Genomic DNA, 15,071 nt, shown 5'->3' with positions numbered 1-15,071 from the left:
CGCTGCCGCAGGCTGCGAACGGCTCTGCAAGAGGCGTCATTCCTGGAAGCGCTGAAGGTCCTGCGGACCTTTGCGCAGCCTCGCAGGCTCGGCAGCGGCTACAGGCTAAAGCATGCGGTAGAGCAGGCGTTCGATGCGCACCCGGCTGACCCGACGCAGGAACTTGCCCACCGCCTCGGGGTAGTCCACCAGGCTGTCCAGGTACTGGAAGTGCTCGATGCGCCGGGTATGGCGGTAGATCTCGGCCTGTTCGGCACGACGCGCCTCCAGCAACTCGCCCTTGGGATCGTCCAGCAACAGGGCGTTCTCCAGGTCCAGGCGGAAGGCCCGGGGATTGAGGTTGTTACCGGTGAGCAAGGTGTAGCGCTCATCCACCCACAGGCCCTTGAGGTGGTAGGTGTTGTCGCCGTCACGCCACAGGTGCAGGTTGAGCAGGCCGCTGTCGATGACTTTCTGGTGGCGCTTGGCAAAGCGTCGCAGGCTGATCTCGTACAGGTAAGGCAGAGCCGCGATGACCTTGAACGGCTCGCTGGGCGGGATGTAGAAGTCGTTGGCGGTCTTGTCGCCGACAATGATGTCGATCTTTACCCCGCGCTCCAGGGCCCGATTGATTTCCCGGGTCACCACCAAGGGCAGGTTGAAATACGGGGTGCAGATGGTCAGTTGCTGGCGGGCCCCGGCGATCAGTTCGCAGATGATCCGGTTCAGCGGGTTGCCCTTGCCGACACCGAGCAACGGACTGACCGACAGCCCGCTCTTGTCCAGGCCACCAGCGGTGGTGTCGTAGGTGGCGTGCTTGAGTCGACTGCGCAGGTCGCCGATGTCGTTACGCAGACTGCGAGTGGTCGGCAGGTTCGGCAGGTCCAGGCGATGTACCGCCCGCGACGCCACCAGCCCGTGCTGCACCAGATGGTGCATGGAGTCGGCCAGGGCGCGGTTGTGCAGCAGGTGGTAACGGTCGAAGCGGTACTTGTCGAACTTGTGCAGGTACACGTTGTTCAGGCTGGCGCCGCTGTAGAGCACGCAATCGTCGATCACGAAGCCCTTGAGGTGCAGGACCCCGAACAGCTCCCGGGTCTGCACCGGCACGCCGTAGATCGGCACTTCGGTAGCGTGGGTACGGGTCATTTCCTGATACCAGGCCGAGTTGCCCGGCTGCTTGCCGGCGCCGATCAGGCCGCGCTGGGCCCGCAGCCAGTCCACCACCACCAGCACCTCGAGTTCCGGGCGCGCGGCCTTGGCGGCATGCAGGGCATCGAGGATTTCCTGACCGGCCTCATCCTGCTGCAGGTACAGCGCGACGATATAGATACGCCGCCGGGCCTGGGCAATTTGCTCGAGCAGAGTGCGACGAAATTGCGCAGCGCCAGTCAGAGTGGTGAAGGCTTCGGCAGCCAGGGGGAAGCTGCGCAGTTTGGGCAGCAAGGAACGTTTGAAAAGCGACGGCATAGGGCTCGCAGTGGCTCAAATCCAAAGAGCGCAAGAGCTTACACCATGGAACAGGCTGAGTCCCCTGCCAGCCCGTTCTGAAGTAACCGGCTTGCCGGCGCAAAGCATCTTGAGTCTTGCACAGCCCAGGAAATTACCTTGGCCAGCAAGCCTGCACCTGTGAGAAAGACCGCTGAATATAAAAGTTTGAACAACAGGATTGACCAAGGAGAACGATCGTTCTACTCTTTGCCCCATGAACGAAATCACTCCCTCTGAAACACGCGACATCATCCTCGACGTCACCGAGAAGCTGATCTACAAGAGCGGCATTGCCGCCACTGGCATGGATCTGTTGGTGAAGACCGCCGGGGTCTCGAGAAAGAGCGTCTATCGCTATTTCAGCAACAAGGACGAACTGGTGGTGGCCGCCCTGGAACGTCGCGACCAGCGCTGGATGCACTGGTACAGGACTGAAGTGGGCAAGGCCGAAGGCTCTGCACAGCGGCTGCTGGCGCTGTTCAGCGTACTCAGGGACTGGTTCGGGTCCGAAGGTTTCCGCGGCTGCGCCTTTATCAACACCAGCGGCGAGACCGGCGATCCCCAGGACCCGGTGCGCCAGGTGGCCAAACAACATAAACAGAAACTGCTCGATTACGTGACCGAGCTTTGCCAGGAACATGGCGTGCAACATCCCAAGGAACTGGCAGCGCAACTGCTGATCCTGATCGATGGCGCCATTACCGTTGCCCTTGTCATGGGCGATCACAGTGCTGCTGATAATGCGCAATGCATGGCGCGAAAGTTATTGGACCTCTGATTGTTTTAAACAAGAGCAACTGCTTTGTTTGAACAGCAACTTTTATTGGAGACAAGTCATGTCGTCTAACGCTCAAGTGCGCCCGCCCCTTCCACCTTTCACTCGCGAGTCGGCGATTGAAAAGATCCGTCTGGCCGAAGATGGCTGGAACTCCCGGGACCCGGAACGGGTATCCCTGGCGTATACCCTGGACACCCAATGGCGCAACCGCGCCGAGTTTGCCCACAACCGCGAAGAGGCCAAGGCCTTCCTCGCCCGCAAATGGGCCAAGGAACTGGATTACCGCCTGATCAAGGAACTCTGGGCCTTTACCGACAACCGCATCGCCGTGCGCTACGCCTATGAATGGCATGACGACTCGGGCAACTGGTTCCGCTCCTACGGCAATGAGAACTGGGAGTTCGACGAACAAGGGCTGATGGCCCGGCGTTTTGCCTGCGTCAACGACATGCCGATCAAGGCAACCGAGCGCAAATTCCACTGGCCCCTGGGCCGGCGCCCGGATGACCATCCAGGCCTCAGCGACCTGGGCCTGTAACCCCTCCCACACCACCTGGGAGCTGGCTTGCCAGTGAAGAAGTCTCCAGCCTTGCATCAGGCTGGTGAACCTCTTCGCCGGCAAGCAAGGCCGGGTTCACGCCGCGGCTTCTTGCTCCTTGAGCAGGGCCTGGGCTTCCAGCTCGCGCACCAACGGCAGTACGCGCTGGCCGAAATACTCAACTTCCTCCTGAAAATGCAGGAAGCCCGCCAGGACCAGATCCACCCCCACCGCCTTCAAGGCGACAATCCGCTGGGCAATCTGCTGCGGGGTGCCGATCAGGTTGGTCTTGAAGCCGTCGTTGTATTGCACCAGGTCCTCGAAGCTGGACTTGGCCCAGTTGCCCTCACCCTCCGGAGAGGCCTTGCCGGCCTGCTTGGCTGCATCGCCAAAGGCATTCACCGCCTCCGGATCGGCCTTGTCGATAATCTCCGCCAGCACCGCCCGGGCTTCTTCCTCGGTGTCCCGGGCGATCACAAAGGCATTCACCCCGACTTTCACCGAATGCTGGTTGGCGGCGGCCTTGGCACGAATATCGTCAACCTGGGCCTTGATGCCCTCGACGCTGTTGCCATTGGTGAAGTACCAGTCCGACACCCTCGCGGCCATGTCCCGGGCCGCCCGCGAACTGCCGCCCTGGAAGATTTCCGGTTGCCCCAGGGGCTTGGGTTTGAGGCTGTAATTGTCGAAGCGATAGAAGTCCCCCTTGAAGGTGAAGTGGTCCTGGCTCCAGATCCCGCGCAGGGAACGGATGAACTCCTCGGAGCGGCGATAACGCTCATCGTGTTCGAGCCAGTGCTCGCCGATGGCCTGGAACTCGCCCTTGAACCAGCCGCTGACAATGTTCACCGCGATGCGGCCGTTGGTCAGTTGATCGATGGTCGCCAGTTGCTTGGCCGCCAGGGCCGGTTGCCAGGGCCCGGGCAGGATCGCCGCGATCACCTTGAGCTTGTCGGTTGCCGCCAACAGCGCATGGCTGAAGGCCACCGACTCATGCTGATATTCGGCGCCGTAGCCGGCGGTGAAACGGATCTGCGTCAGGGCATATTCAAAGCCCGCCGCTTCGGCGATCTGCGCCAGCTTGCGGTTGTAGTCGATGCCCCAGTGGGTGCGCTGTTCGATCTTGCTCACCACCAGCCCGCCACTGACATTAGGCACCCAATAAGCAAATTTGACGGCTTGCTGACTCATGGTTCGGTCCTCGGGACTGATTAAGGTGCAAGGACCAGAGCAGCAAGCGTGCCAGCGCCCGACAGCGCCGGCGCAAGCCTTGTTCCGGAGCCCGGGCAAGGCACAGCCTCGCGGCGCAGGGCCAGGCCCGCAGCGGCTTGCCAGGGTTGCAGGGGCGACTTCGTTGCCCCTGCAAGTACCACTTGCAACAGCTGCGACAGGCCATCCAAAAAACCCGCAATCAACCGATTTGTTGATCAACTGTTGCCCGGACAACAGTTGCCGGATGCTCGTCCCCGCCCGCGCCCAGGCAAACCGGCACTGGGGATTCCGGCATGCTGTGTGCAATCAGCTTCGACACCTACCGTTTTTTACTGCCTGCCCCAGGAGCCACACCATGACCGAACATCAGGTAATCAATCCGCTGTCCGTAGGCGTCGACTACGAAGCCCTGGCCGAGCGCTTCCGGCCAATCTTCCAGAAGATCGCCGCCGGTGCCGTGGAGCGCGAGCACAGCCGTACCTTGCCTTATGAACCTATCCAATGGCTCAAGGAGGCCGGCTTCGGCGCGCTACGGGTGCCGGTGGAGTACGGTGGCGGCGGCGCCTCCCTGCCCCAGCTGTTTCAACTGCTGATCGAGCTGGCCGAGGCCGATGCCAATGTGCCCCAGGCCCTGCGCGGGCACTTCGCCTTTGCCGAGGATCGCCTCAATGCGCCCCCTGGCCCGGCCCGGGACCTGTGGTTCAAGCGTTTTGTCGAGGGCGATATCGTCGGCTGCGCCTGGACTGAAATCGGCGCGGTGGAGATTGGCCAGGTGATCACCAAGGTGACGCCGGACGGCGACAAATGGCGCCTCAATGGCGAAAAGTTCTACAGCACCGGCAGCATTTTCTCCGACTGGATCGATGTCTACGCCCAGCGCAGCGATACCGGCGCCGATGTGATTGCCGCCGTAAGGACTCGCCAGAGCGGTATCCAGCAGAGCGATGACTGGGACGGTTTCGGCCAGCGCACCACCGGCAGTGGCACCTCGCGCTTTACCGACGCCGAAGTGGAGGCCGAGAACCTCATCGACTTCGCCACCCGCTTCAAATACCAGACCGCCTTCTATCAGCTGGTGCTGCTGGCGACCCTGTCCGGGATCGGCCGCGCTGCACTGCGCGATGTGGCTCACGAAGTGCGGGTGCGCAAGCGCATCTACAGCCATGGCAACGCACCGCAGGTCAGCGCCGACGCCCAGGTGCAGCAGGTGGTGGGCGAGATTGCAGCCCTGGTGTATGCCGCCGAGGCGGCGACAGTCCGGGCAGCGGCACCGGCGCAACGAGCGTACCTGGCGCGCTTTGCCGGGGATCAGGTGAAGGAACGTGAAGCCAATGTGGCCGCGGAAATCGAATCGGCCACGGCCCAGGTGGTGGTGAGCGAACTGATCCAGCGCGCCACCAGCGAACTGTTCAATGCCCTGGGGGCTTCGGACATTCGCCAGGGCAAGGCCCTGGATCGGCATTGGCGCAATGCGCGGACCGTGTCGTCCCATAACCCGGTGATCTACAAGGCACGGATTGTCGGTGACTGGCGTATCAACGGCAGCGAACCGCCCTTTGTCTGGCAGATCGGCAACGGCCCGCAACGCTGACCCTTCCCTGCACCGTCCGTAGGAGCTGGCTTGCCAGCGAAGGCGCCCTCCGGTCGTGCACAAGGCTCAAGGGCTCATTCGCCGGCAAGCCGGCTCCTACGCTTTCCGGGCCCTGCGCCGTCCGTAGGAGCTGGCTTGCCAGTGAGGGCGCCCTCCGATCGTGCGCAAGACTCAAGGGCTCACTCGCCGGCAAGCCGGCGCCTGGGATAGGGGTACCAGACCAAGGTCGAGGCGGTCGCGCAGCGGGCAGGGTTGCAGGTAAGATGGCGACCTTTCGCGCAGCCCCCTTTTGCGCTTCCCGCCGAACAATAAGCCGAATCCATGCCCTTCGAACTCAGCGTAGACCTGACCACCCTCGCCATTCTCGCCCTCGTAGCGTTCATCGCCGGTTTCATCGACGCCATCGCTGGCGGCGGCGGGCTGCTCACCACGCCGGCCCTGCTGACGGCCGGGCTGCCGCCGCACTTGGTCCTGGGTACCAACAAGCTCAGTTCGACCTTCGGTTCCGCCACCGCCAGCTTCACCTTCTATCGCCGCAAGCTGTTCCACCCCCGGCAATGGACCCACGCTATTGTTGGTACCTTGGTGGGGGCGCTGACCGGGGCCATCGTCGCCCATTACCTGCCGGCCGAGTGGCTGAACAAGATGCTGCCGGTGATCGTCTTCGCCTGTGGCCTGTACCTGCTGTTCGGCGGCACGCCCAAGGCGCCGCTGGACAGCGACGCGCCCATCAAGAAGAAGTGGCAATCGAGCCAGGGCTTCAGCCTGGGCTTCTATGACGGCGTGGCTGGGCCCGGCACCGGGGCGTTCTGGACCGTGAGCAGCCTGCTGCTCTACCCCATCGACCTGGTCAAGGCCAGCGGCGTGGCCCGCAGCATGAACTTCGTCAGCAACATCGCAGCGCTGTCGGTGTTCGTGTTCTCCGGGCAGGTGGACTGGATCATCGGCCTGTGCATGGGCCTGTCGGTGATGGTCGGGGCGTTCTTCGGCGCACGCACCGCCATCAGCGGTGGTGCCAAGTTCATTCGCCCGGTGTTCATCACCGTGGTCCTGGGGTTGACCGTGCGCCTAGCCTGGCAGCACTGGTTCAGCGTGGCCTAGACGGCGCGCCACATAGAGGTCGATCAGGTAGCGGGCAATCGAGCGCGAGGCCGGCAACGGCGGTAGCGCGTGCACGCTGAACCACTGGGCATCCTCGATCTCGTCTTCCTGGGGGATGATCTCGCCAGCGGCGTATTCGGCATGGAAGCCCAGCATCATCGAATGCGGGAACGGCCAGCACTGACTGCCCACGTACTGGATGTTCCTGACCTCGATACTCACCTCTTCGCGCACTTCGCGGATCAGGCAATCCTCCGCCGACTCACCGGGCTCGGCAAAGCCGGCCAGGGTGCTGTAGACACCCGTAACGAAACGCGGAGAACGGGCCAGAAGAATCTCGTCGCCCCGGGTGATCAGCACGATCATGCTCGGTGAAATGCGCGGATAGGCCCGCAGATCGCAGGGCTCGCAATACATTGCCCGCTCCCCCGGCACTTGCCGCGTGGCCCGGCCGCAACTGCCGCAAAAGCGATGTTCCCGGGCCCAGGTGCCGATCTGTGCGGCGTAGCCCAGGACCTTGTACAGGGTGTGATCGCCCTCCAGCATGAAGGCTCGCAGGCTTTTCCAGCGACAGCCCGGCACCTCGGCGCGGCCACTGAGTTCCAGCAGGTACACCGGCTCGCCATCGAGGTGGCCGATGCCGTGTTCCGCCAGCAGCGGCAGGTCCTGGCCCTTGAGCCAGTGCCGCGGAAACAGCGCGCCGTTGTCGTCATGGAGAAAGCCTTCCGGGCCGCGGGCCACGGCCCAGCCGCCAGGAAGGTCGGTGTCGAGTACTGCGGTGGTCCAGCGTGCAATCATCGTCAATCAATCCAGAAATTCGGGTTTCTGTTTGCTCATGTGGGCGGCAATGGCCACACGCAAGTCGTTGGACTGCAACATGGCGGCGTTCCAGGTGGCGACATATTCCAGGCCGTCATCGATCCGGTGGTCACGCATGTAGCTGAGCATTTCCTTGGTGCCGCTGACCGCGATCGGCGATTTGGCGGCAATCTCCCGGGCAATCTCCATGACCCCGTCCAGCAGGCTGGCGGCATCGCTGTAGGTGCGGTTGACCAGGCCGATGCTGCGCGCTTCCTCGGCACCGAAGGTGCGCCCAGTGTAGGCCAGCTCGCGCAGCATGCCGTCGCCGATGATACGTGGCAAACGTTGCAATGTGCCGACATCCGCCGCCATGCCGATATCGATTTCCTTGATGGAGAACTGGGCATCGTCAGCGGCATAGCGCATGTCGCAGGCGCTGATCAGGTCGATGGCGCCTCCCAGGCAATAACCCTGGATGGCCGCCAGCACTGGCTTGCGGCAGTTGTCCACGGCGGTGAAGGAGGATTGCAACTGGAGAATCTTGCGCCTTAGCAGACGGGCGTTGCGGCCCACGTCCTTGCCCAGTTCGTTGGCCACGCCGGCCAGCAGCATCAGGTCTATACCTGAGGAAAAATGCTTGCCGGCGCCACTGAGCACCACCACCCGCACCGCATCGGTGTCATCGATCCAGCGGAAGATCTCGACGATCTCGCTCCAGAACGCGGCGTTCATGGCATTGATCTTTTCCGGGCGATTGATCTGCACATGGGCGATGTTGTCAGCGAGTTCGACGCGAAAGGCTTGGTATTCGGACATGGCAGTGATCCTTTACTGGGCGGAAAATGAGGGCCGAACTATAGCAAGTGGCGGCGGCGCACCGTAAGGCAGCGCATTGGCCAAAAACGGGACTGGCCGCAGGCTGGCGCGCGTCCTTGAAGGCACGCCGGTTTGTGTAGCCGCTGCCGCAGGCTGCGAACGGGCCCTGAGGGCACGCTGGAGCAGACGCCGCGTTGTTGCAGCTTTGCGCCGACTGCGTCGGCGTTCGCAGCCGCGCAGGTTCGGCAGCGGCTAAAAGGCCGTGGGCGCCGTTCAGCGGGTGGTCGGGGGCGGCAGGCTCAGGCGAAAACGCGCGCCACCCAGGGGCGAGGCTTCCACGGTCAGGGTGCCGTCCTGGGCTTCCAGGGCCCGGCGGCTGATGGCCAGGCCCAGGCCGAATCCGCCGGTGGCGCGGTCGCGGCTGCGGTCCAGGCGGTAGAAGGGTTCGAATACCCGCTCGCGCTCGTCGTCAGGAATGCCGATGCCGTCGTCGTCGACCCAGATTTCACACCCCTCGTCGCTGACCAGCACGCCCACCTGAATGCGTTTCTCACAGTAACGGGTGGCATTGCGCAGCAGGTTCTGCAGGGCCCGGGCAGTCAGCCGCGGGTCCAGGGTGAAACGCTCCAGGGTGCCGTGCAGCAGGACATCGATGACGATGTCCGATTCCAGTTCATCGTCGACGCTGCCGAGGATGCTGTCGATGAACTCGTCCAGCGACACCTCGACCTGCTCCGGCAGGCAGGCCGGATTCTGCAGGCGGCTGTAGGACAGCAGCTCCAGCACCAGTTCATCCAGTTCACGAATATGCGCCACCAGCCCTTGCAGACGCTCGCGGCTGGCGGCAGGCAGATCGTCGGAGAGCACCAGGGCCAGGCCGAAATCCAGTCGGGTCAAAGGCGTGCGCAACTCGTGGGACACCGCATTGAGCAAGTCCCGCTGCTGGTTCAGGAGTTGCTCGATGTCCCCGGCCATGGTGTCGAAGACATGGGCCAGGCTGCCGATGTTGGAGCTGCCGGGCAGTTGCGTGCGTTCACTCAAGTGGCCCTTGCCGAAGCGCTCGGCGGTGCGCTTCAAGCGTTCCAGATCGCGCCAGTGGGGCCTGACCCAAAGCAGCAGGCAGGCCAGCAGCACCGCGACGATCAGCACGTTGATGCTCCAGTACAGCAGGTTGACGTCCAGAGGGTCCGGCGGCACCACCAGCTTCACCGCCAGTTGGTCATCCAGCGGCGACACTGCCAGTGTGCGCCAGCCCCAGTCTCCCAGGCGCACGACCTTCTCGCCGCGTTCCAGGCGCTCACGCTCGTAAAGGCTGAAGTCCGGATCGTCGATACGCACCAGAGCCACCTGCAGCGGGTGGAACTCTTCGTCCATTTCCTCGGCCAGGGTCGGCCACTGGGACGCAGGCAGGGCGCGAAACTGCTTGACGATCAAGCTCTGCAGCCCCCGGGACTGATCCAGGTTGTAGTCCAGGAAACGCTCGTGGAAGACCTTGATCACCAGGTCGGGAATCAGGTAGATCGCTGCGCTGAAGGCGACGATGGTGATCAGGTACAGCCGGATCAGGATGCGCAGCATGGACTCAGCATTCCCACTCGGAACGGCTGAACAGATAGCCCTTGCCCCAGACGGTCTTGATCTTGCGCGCCTCGCCGGCATGGTCGTCGAACTTGCGTCGCAGCTTGGAGATGGCCACGTCCACCGAGCGATCGGTGCCGTTGAACTCGATGCCCCGCAGGCGCTGGAGGATCTGGTCGCGACTGAGCACTTCACCGGCATGTCGGGCCAGCACCACCAGCAGGTTGTACTCACCGCTGGACAGTTCCACCAACTGCTCGCGCCAGGTCACGGTGCGCTCGGAGAGGTCGATGCACAGGTTGCCCATGAGGATCTGGTCGCTGGCGGTCTGGGGCTCACTCAGGCTGCTGCGGCGCAACAAGGTACGCACCCGTGCCAACAGCACTCGCGGTTCGCAAGGTTTTGTCACATAGTCGTCGGCGCCCATTTCCAGACCCAGGACCTGATCATGGCTATCATCGCGCGCGGTCAGCATCAGGATCGGCAAAGTCGCCGAGTCGGCGCGCAACAAACGGCAGACCTGCAAACCGTCCAGCCCCGGCAACATCAGGTCGAGGATCACCAGGTCCGGCGGATTGGTCTTGGCCCGCTCCCGCACCTGATCGCCACGACTGATCACACTGACTTGATAGCCATTGCGCTCCAGATAACTGGCAATCAGTTCCGAGAGGGCGGAGTCGTCTTCGACGAGAAGAATATTGGGCATGAGCTGAGGTCTTTATTGAAGAAATACAGAGTACCGGCGTTTCTTATAGAGCACCGGCTACAACCAGCGAGGCGCCAAGGATATACAACAGCGGCAGCCCGGGCGCGCCCGCTTCACACTTTTTCACACAGCACCTACACAGCTTCACAGCGGGCCTTGACCCATGCCCTTAGCATGCCGAGGTCATTATTGGGGTATCAGCATGTCGAATAAACTCTTCGCGCCACTCTGCCTGTTGGTTCTGGCAGGGGCGCTGAGCGCCTGCGGCCAAACCGAAGGCGAACAGACACCACCGACCGCCACGGTGCGGATCGAGACGATCCAGAGCCAGGCCCTGTCCATCACCAGCGAACTGAGCGGGCGCATTGCCGCACCGCGGATCGCCGAAGTCCGTGCCCGAGTGGCCGGGGTGGTGCTGCAACGGACCTTCCACGAGGGTTCCGACGTCAAGCAGGGTGACGTGCTGTTTCGCATTGACCCGGCGCCCTTCCAGGCCGACCTGGACAGCGCCCGGGCCAACCTGCGCAAGGCCGAGGCCAGCGCCTTCCAGGCGCGCCTGCAGGAACAGCGCTTTGCCAAGCTGATCGCCGACCAGGCCATCAGCGGCCAGGAATACGACAACGCCCGGGCGACCCGGCGCCAGGCCGATGCCGAAGTCGCGGCCAATCAGGCCGCAGTCAAACGTGCCAGGCTCAATCTGGACTTCGCCACCGTTACCGCGCCGATTTCCGGTCGCGTCGGCCGCGCCCTGGTGACCGAAGGCGCCCTGGTGGGCCAGAACGAAACCACGCCTCTGGCGCTGATCCAGCAACTGGACCCGATCCACGCCGACCTGACCCAATCCACCCGTGAGCTCAATGATCTGCGCCGGGCCTTGCGGGCCGGGCACTTGCAACAGGTGGGCAAGGACCAGGCCAAGGCCACCCTGATCCAGGACGACGGCAGCCTCTATCCGTTGCCGGGCAAACTGCTGTTCGCCGACATCAGCGTCGACCCGAGCACCGGGCAGATCATCCTGCGTAGCGAGTTCCCCAACCCGGACCTCGATCTCTTGCCCGGCAGCTTCGTGCGCGTGCGCCTGGAGCAGGCCGTCAACCAGCAGGGCATCAGCGTGCCGCAACGGGCCATCCAGCGTGACAGCGCCGGCGTCGCCCAAGTGTTGCTGGTGAATGCCGAGAACCGTGTGGTGCAACACCCGGTGCAACTGGGCGGGGTACAGAAAGACCGCTGGATCGTCACCGAAGGGCTCAAGCCCGGTGACCGCATCATCGTCGAAGGCTTGCAGCACGCCCGTCCCGGCGAGCTGGTGCAGATCGACGACACGCCCCTTCCGCTCGCTCAGAATCCTGGCCAGTAGGTAGTACGACATGCCGCAATTCTTTATTGACCGCCCGGTATTCGCCTGGGTGGTCGCCTTCTTCATCCTGTTGGGTGGCGCCCTGGCGATTCCCCAACTGCCGGTGGCCCAGTACCCCAACGTGGCGCCGCCGCAGATCGAGATCTACGCGGTCTATCCCGGCGCCTCGGCACAGACCCTGGACGAATCGGTGGTCAGCCTGATCGAGCAGGAGCTCAATGGCGCCGATCACCTGCTGTACTTCTCCTCCCAGAGCAGCCTGGGCAGCGCCACCATCACCGCCACCTTCCAGCCCGGCACCAATCCGGAGCTGGCCCAGGTCGATGTGCAGAACCGCCTCAAGGCGGTGGAACCGCGTCTGCCCCAGGCCGTGACCCAGCAAGGCCTGCAGGTGGAGAAAGTCTCCGCCGGCTTCCTGTTGCTGATCACCCTGACCTCCAATGACGGGCGCCTCAACGATGTGGCCCTCAGCGACTACCTGGCGCGCAACGTGATGAACGAGATCCGTCGCGTGGACGGGGTTGGCAAGGCCCAGCTGTACGGCGCCGAACGGGCCATGCGCATCTGGGTCGACCCGCAGAAACTGATCGGTTTCAACCTGACCCCGGCGGACGTCAATGCTGCGGTCGCGGCGCAGAACGCCCAGGTGCCGGCCGGCAGCATCGGCGACCTGCCCAACCCCTCCAGCCAGGAAATCACCGCGACCATTCTGGTCAAGGGCCAGTTGACCACCCCCGAGGAGTTCGCCGACATTGTCCTGCGGGCCAATCCCGACGGCTCTACGGTGCGCATCGGCGATGTCGCGCGGGTGGAAGTCGGCAGCCAGGAATACCAGTTCGGCACACGCCTGAACGGCAAGCCCTCCACCGCTGTTGGCGTGCAGCTGTCCCCCGGGGCCAACGCGCTGAATACCGCGACCCTGATCCGCGCCAAGATGGACGAACTGTCGCGCTACTTCCCCACCGGGGTGGAATACAAGATCCCCTATGACACCTCGCCCTTCGTCAAGGTCTCGATCACCAAAGTGATCTACACCCTGATGGAAGCCATGGCCCTGGTGTTCCTGGTGATGTTCCTGTTCCTGCAGAACATCCGCTACACCCTGATCCCGACCCTGGTGGTGCCGGTGGCGCTGATGGGCACCTTCGCCACCATGCTGGCCCTGGGGTTCTCCATCAACGTGCTGACCATGTTCGGCATGGTGCTGGCCATCGGTATCCTGGTGGACGATGCCATCGTGGTGGTGGAGAACGTCGAGCGGATCATGGCCACCGAGGGCCTGTCGCCCAAGGAAGCCACGCGCAAGGCCATGAAGCAGATCACCGGGGCCATCATCGGCATCACCCTGGTGCTGGTGGCGGTGTTCATTCCCATGGCCTTCATGCCGGGTTCGGTGGGGGTGATCTACCAGCAGTTCTCCCTGTCCATGGCCACCTCGATCCTGTTCTCGGCCTTCCTTGCCCTGACCCTGACCCCGGCCCTCTGCGCCACCCTGCTCAAGCCCATCGCCGCCGGCGAGCACCATGAGCGCAAGGGCTTCTTCGGCTGGTTCAACCGGCGCTTCGAACGCCTGAGCAACCGCTACGAGGGCGGCGTGAGCTACGCCCTCAAGCGCACCGGCCGCTACCTGCTGATCTACGTCGCGCTGCTGGCGATCATGGCGCTGCTGTTCAGCCGCCTGCCCTCCTCGTTCCTCCCGGTGGAAGACCAGGGCTACACCATCACCGACATCCAGCTGCCGCCCGGGGCCAGCCAGAACCGCACGATCAAGGTGGTGGAACAGATCGAGGCGCATAACGCCGGCGAACCGGGGGTGGGCGACAGCACCATCATCCTCGGCTTCAGCTTCTCCGGTAGCGGACAGAACGCGGCCCTGGCCTTCACCACCCTCAAGGACTGGTCGCAACGGGGCAGCGACGACTCGGCCATGGCCATTGCCGACCGCGCCAACGGCGCCCTGAGTGCGATCAAGGACGCCGTGGTGTACGCCGTGCTGCCGCCGCCGATCGACGGCCTGGGCACCTCCAGTGGCTTCGAATTCCGTCTGCAGGACCGTGGCGGCGTCGGCCACGCCGCGCTGATGCAGGCCCGGACCGAGCTGCTGGCTGCCACGGAAAAGAGCCCGATCCTGGCCAACGTCCGCGAAAGTGCCCTGGCCGAAGCGCCCCAGGTGCAACTGGAAGTCGACCGCAAGCAGGCCAACGCCCTGGGCGTGTCCTTCGCCGATATCGGCAACCTGCTGTCCACGGCCCTGGGCTCGGCCTATATCAACGACTTCCCCAACCAGGGGCGCATGCAGCGGGTGGTGGTCCAGGCCGAAGGCGATCAACGCAGCCAGGTCGAGGACCTGCTGCGGATGAACGTGCGCAACAGCGCCGGCAAGATGGTGCCGCTGTCTGCTTTCGTCCGCGCCACCTGGACCCTGGGGCCGGCCCAGCTGACCCGCTACAACGGCTACCCGGCGATTGCCATTTCCGGCGAACCGGCTCCGGGCCACAGCACCGGTGAAGCCATGCAGGAAGTCGAGCGACTGGTGAGCCAGTTGCCCGCCGGCCTGGGCCTGGAGTGGACCGGTCTGTCGCTGCAGGAACGCCTCTCGGGCAGTCAGGCGCCGCTGTTGCTGGGCCTGTCGCTGCTGATCGTGTTCCTGTGCCTGGCGGCGCTCTACGAGAGCTGGTCGATTCCGACCTCGGTGCTGCTGGTGGTGCCCCTGGGGGTGCTGGGGGCGGTGCTGGCGGTGAGCTTGCGCGGGATGCCCAACGACGTGTTCTTCAAGGTCGGCCTGATCACCATCATTGGCCTGTCGGCGAAGAACGCGATCCTGATCATCGAGTTCGCCAAGAGCCTGTACGACGAAGGCCACGACCTGATCGACGCCACGGTGCAGGCAGCACGCCTGCGTCTGCGGCCGATCGTCATGACCTCCCTGGCCTTCATCCTCGGCGTGGTGCCCCTAGCCATTGCCACCGGCGCCAGTTCCGCCAGCCAGCAGGCCATCGGCACCGGGGTGATCGGCGGCATGATCACCGCGACCCTGGCGGTGATCTTCGTCCCGGTGTTCTTCGTGGTGGTCATGAAACTGGTAAAACGCGGTTCGTCCAAGGACTGAACCCAGACAAACGG

The 15,071-nt window shown here is 63.7% G+C and carries 12 protein-coding genes; 6 read left to right on the top strand and 6 right to left on the bottom strand.

What is annotated here, in order from left to right; genetic code table 11:
* Positions 1–105: 105 nt before the first annotated feature.
* Complete coding sequence (pssA, locus tag ACMGF8_RS19580; RefSeq protein ID WP_102865196.1) at positions 106–1,449, bottom strand: CDP-diacylglycerol--serine O-phosphatidyltransferase; 1,344 nt, start codon at positions 1,447–1,449, stop codon at positions 106–108.
* 235 nt (positions 1,450–1,684) lie between these two features.
* On the opposite strand from pssA, the gene ACMGF8_RS19575 reads away from it, so the two are divergent.
* Positions 1,685–2,248 carry a TetR/AcrR family transcriptional regulator gene (locus tag ACMGF8_RS19575; protein ID WP_102865197.1) on the top strand — a complete coding sequence of 188 codons (564 nt, stop codon included), beginning with the start codon at positions 1,685–1,687 and terminating at the stop codon, positions 2,246–2,248.
* Positions 2,249–2,306: 58 nt separating this feature from the next.
* Positions 2,307–2,786, top strand: a complete 480-nt coding sequence (locus ACMGF8_RS19570) for a DUF1348 family protein (RefSeq protein ID WP_016965720.1) — start codon at positions 2,307–2,309, stop codon at positions 2,784–2,786.
* Positions 2,787–2,882: 96 nt separating this feature from the next.
* Here the strand turns inward: ACMGF8_RS19570 and sfnG are convergent, their stop codons facing one another.
* Positions 2,883–3,977 carry a dimethylsulfone monooxygenase SfnG gene (gene sfnG / locus ACMGF8_RS19565; protein WP_102865199.1) on the bottom strand — a complete coding sequence of 365 codons (1,095 nt, stop codon included), beginning with the start codon at positions 3,975–3,977 and terminating at the stop codon, positions 2,883–2,885.
* Between the two features lie 376 nt (positions 3,978–4,353).
* Here sfnG and ACMGF8_RS19560 point away from each other — a divergent pair, with 376 nt between their 5' ends.
* Complete coding sequence (locus ACMGF8_RS19560; RefSeq protein WP_102865200.1) at positions 4,354–5,589, top strand: acyl-CoA dehydrogenase family protein; 1,236 nt, start codon at positions 4,354–4,356, stop codon at positions 5,587–5,589.
* Between the two features lie 321 nt (positions 5,590–5,910).
* Positions 5,911–6,690, top strand: coding sequence for a TSUP family transporter (locus ACMGF8_RS19555; RefSeq protein ID WP_011061548.1), 780 nt, complete (start codon positions 5,911–5,913; stop codon positions 6,688–6,690).
* Here ACMGF8_RS19555 and nudC read toward each other — a convergent pair.
* The 4 genes from nudC to ACMGF8_RS19535 form a co-directional block, all read right to left on the bottom strand.
* A complete protein-coding gene (gene nudC / locus ACMGF8_RS19550) occupies positions 6,658–7,488 on the bottom strand; it encodes an NAD(+) diphosphatase (RefSeq protein WP_416756982.1) in 831 nt (276 codons plus the stop codon). The genes ACMGF8_RS19555 and nudC overlap by 33 nt on opposite strands.
* A 6-nt stretch (positions 7,489–7,494) precedes the next feature.
* Positions 7,495–8,307, bottom strand: a complete 813-nt coding sequence (locus ACMGF8_RS19545) for a crotonase/enoyl-CoA hydratase family protein (protein ID WP_102865202.1) — start codon at positions 8,305–8,307, stop codon at positions 7,495–7,497.
* A gap of 273 nt (positions 8,308–8,580) precedes the next feature.
* Positions 8,581–9,885, bottom strand: a complete 1,305-nt coding sequence (locus ACMGF8_RS19540) for an ATP-binding protein (protein WP_102865203.1) — start codon at positions 9,883–9,885, stop codon at positions 8,581–8,583.
* 4 nt (positions 9,886–9,889) lie between these two features.
* Entirely contained in the window at positions 9,890–10,591 is a 702-nt protein-coding gene (locus ACMGF8_RS19535) for a response regulator transcription factor (RefSeq protein ID WP_102865204.1), read from the bottom strand.
* A 202-nt stretch (positions 10,592–10,793) separates the two neighbouring features.
* Between ACMGF8_RS19535 and ACMGF8_RS19530 the strand changes: the two genes are divergently transcribed.
* Both ACMGF8_RS19530 and ACMGF8_RS19525 read left to right on the top strand, forming a co-directional pair.
* Positions 10,794–11,948 (top strand): efflux RND transporter periplasmic adaptor subunit, encoded by a 1,155-nt coding sequence (locus ACMGF8_RS19530; RefSeq protein WP_250330211.1) that lies wholly within the window; start codon positions 10,794–10,796, stop codon positions 11,946–11,948.
* Between the two features lie 10 nt (positions 11,949–11,958).
* The gene (locus tag ACMGF8_RS19525) at positions 11,959–15,057 is read left to right on the top strand and encodes an efflux RND transporter permease subunit (RefSeq protein ID WP_102865206.1); all 3,099 of its coding nucleotides are present in this window, start codon (positions 11,959–11,961) and stop codon (positions 15,055–15,057) included.
* Positions 15,058–15,071 lie beyond the last annotated feature (14 nt).

This window comes from Pseudomonas sp. BNK-7, from assembly GCF_048072025.1.
GTDB lineage: Bacteria > Pseudomonadota > Gammaproteobacteria > Pseudomonadales > Pseudomonadaceae > Aquipseudomonas > Aquipseudomonas danubii.
Note: the sequence above shows the minus strand (reverse complement) of the source record. Positions and strands in the feature narration are given on the sequence as shown.

Coding starts and splice junctions, on each gene's coding strand:
- nudC (WP_416756982.1), bottom strand. CDS start 7,488: ATGATTGCACGCTGGACCACCGCAGTACTCGACACCGACCTTCCTGGC.
- ACMGF8_RS19535 (WP_102865204.1), bottom strand. CDS start 10,591: ATGCCCAATATTCTTCTCGTCGAAGACGACTCCGCCCTCTCGGAACTG.
- ACMGF8_RS19530 (WP_250330211.1), top strand. CDS start 10,794: ATGTCGAATAAACTCTTCGCGCCACTCTGCCTGTTGGTTCTGGCAGGG.
- ACMGF8_RS19575 (WP_102865197.1), top strand. CDS start 1,685: ATGAACGAAATCACTCCCTCTGAAACACGCGACATCATCCTCGACGTC.
- ACMGF8_RS19560 (WP_102865200.1), top strand. CDS start 4,354: ATGACCGAACATCAGGTAATCAATCCGCTGTCCGTAGGCGTCGACTAC.
- ACMGF8_RS19540 (WP_102865203.1), bottom strand. CDS start 9,885: ATGCTGCGCATCCTGATCCGGCTGTACCTGATCACCATCGTCGCCTTC.
- ACMGF8_RS19525 (WP_102865206.1), top strand. CDS start 11,959: ATGCCGCAATTCTTTATTGACCGCCCGGTATTCGCCTGGGTGGTCGCC.
- sfnG (WP_102865199.1), bottom strand. CDS start 3,977: ATGAGTCAGCAAGCCGTCAAATTTGCTTATTGGGTGCCTAATGTCAGT.
- ACMGF8_RS19545 (WP_102865202.1), bottom strand. CDS start 8,307: ATGTCCGAATACCAAGCCTTTCGCGTCGAACTCGCTGACAACATCGCC.
- ACMGF8_RS19570 (WP_016965720.1), top strand. CDS start 2,307: ATGTCGTCTAACGCTCAAGTGCGCCCGCCCCTTCCACCTTTCACTCGC.
- ACMGF8_RS19555 (WP_011061548.1), top strand. CDS start 5,911: ATGCCCTTCGAACTCAGCGTAGACCTGACCACCCTCGCCATTCTCGCC.
- pssA (WP_102865196.1), bottom strand. CDS start 1,449: ATGCCGTCGCTTTTCAAACGTTCCTTGCTGCCCAAACTGCGCAGCTTC.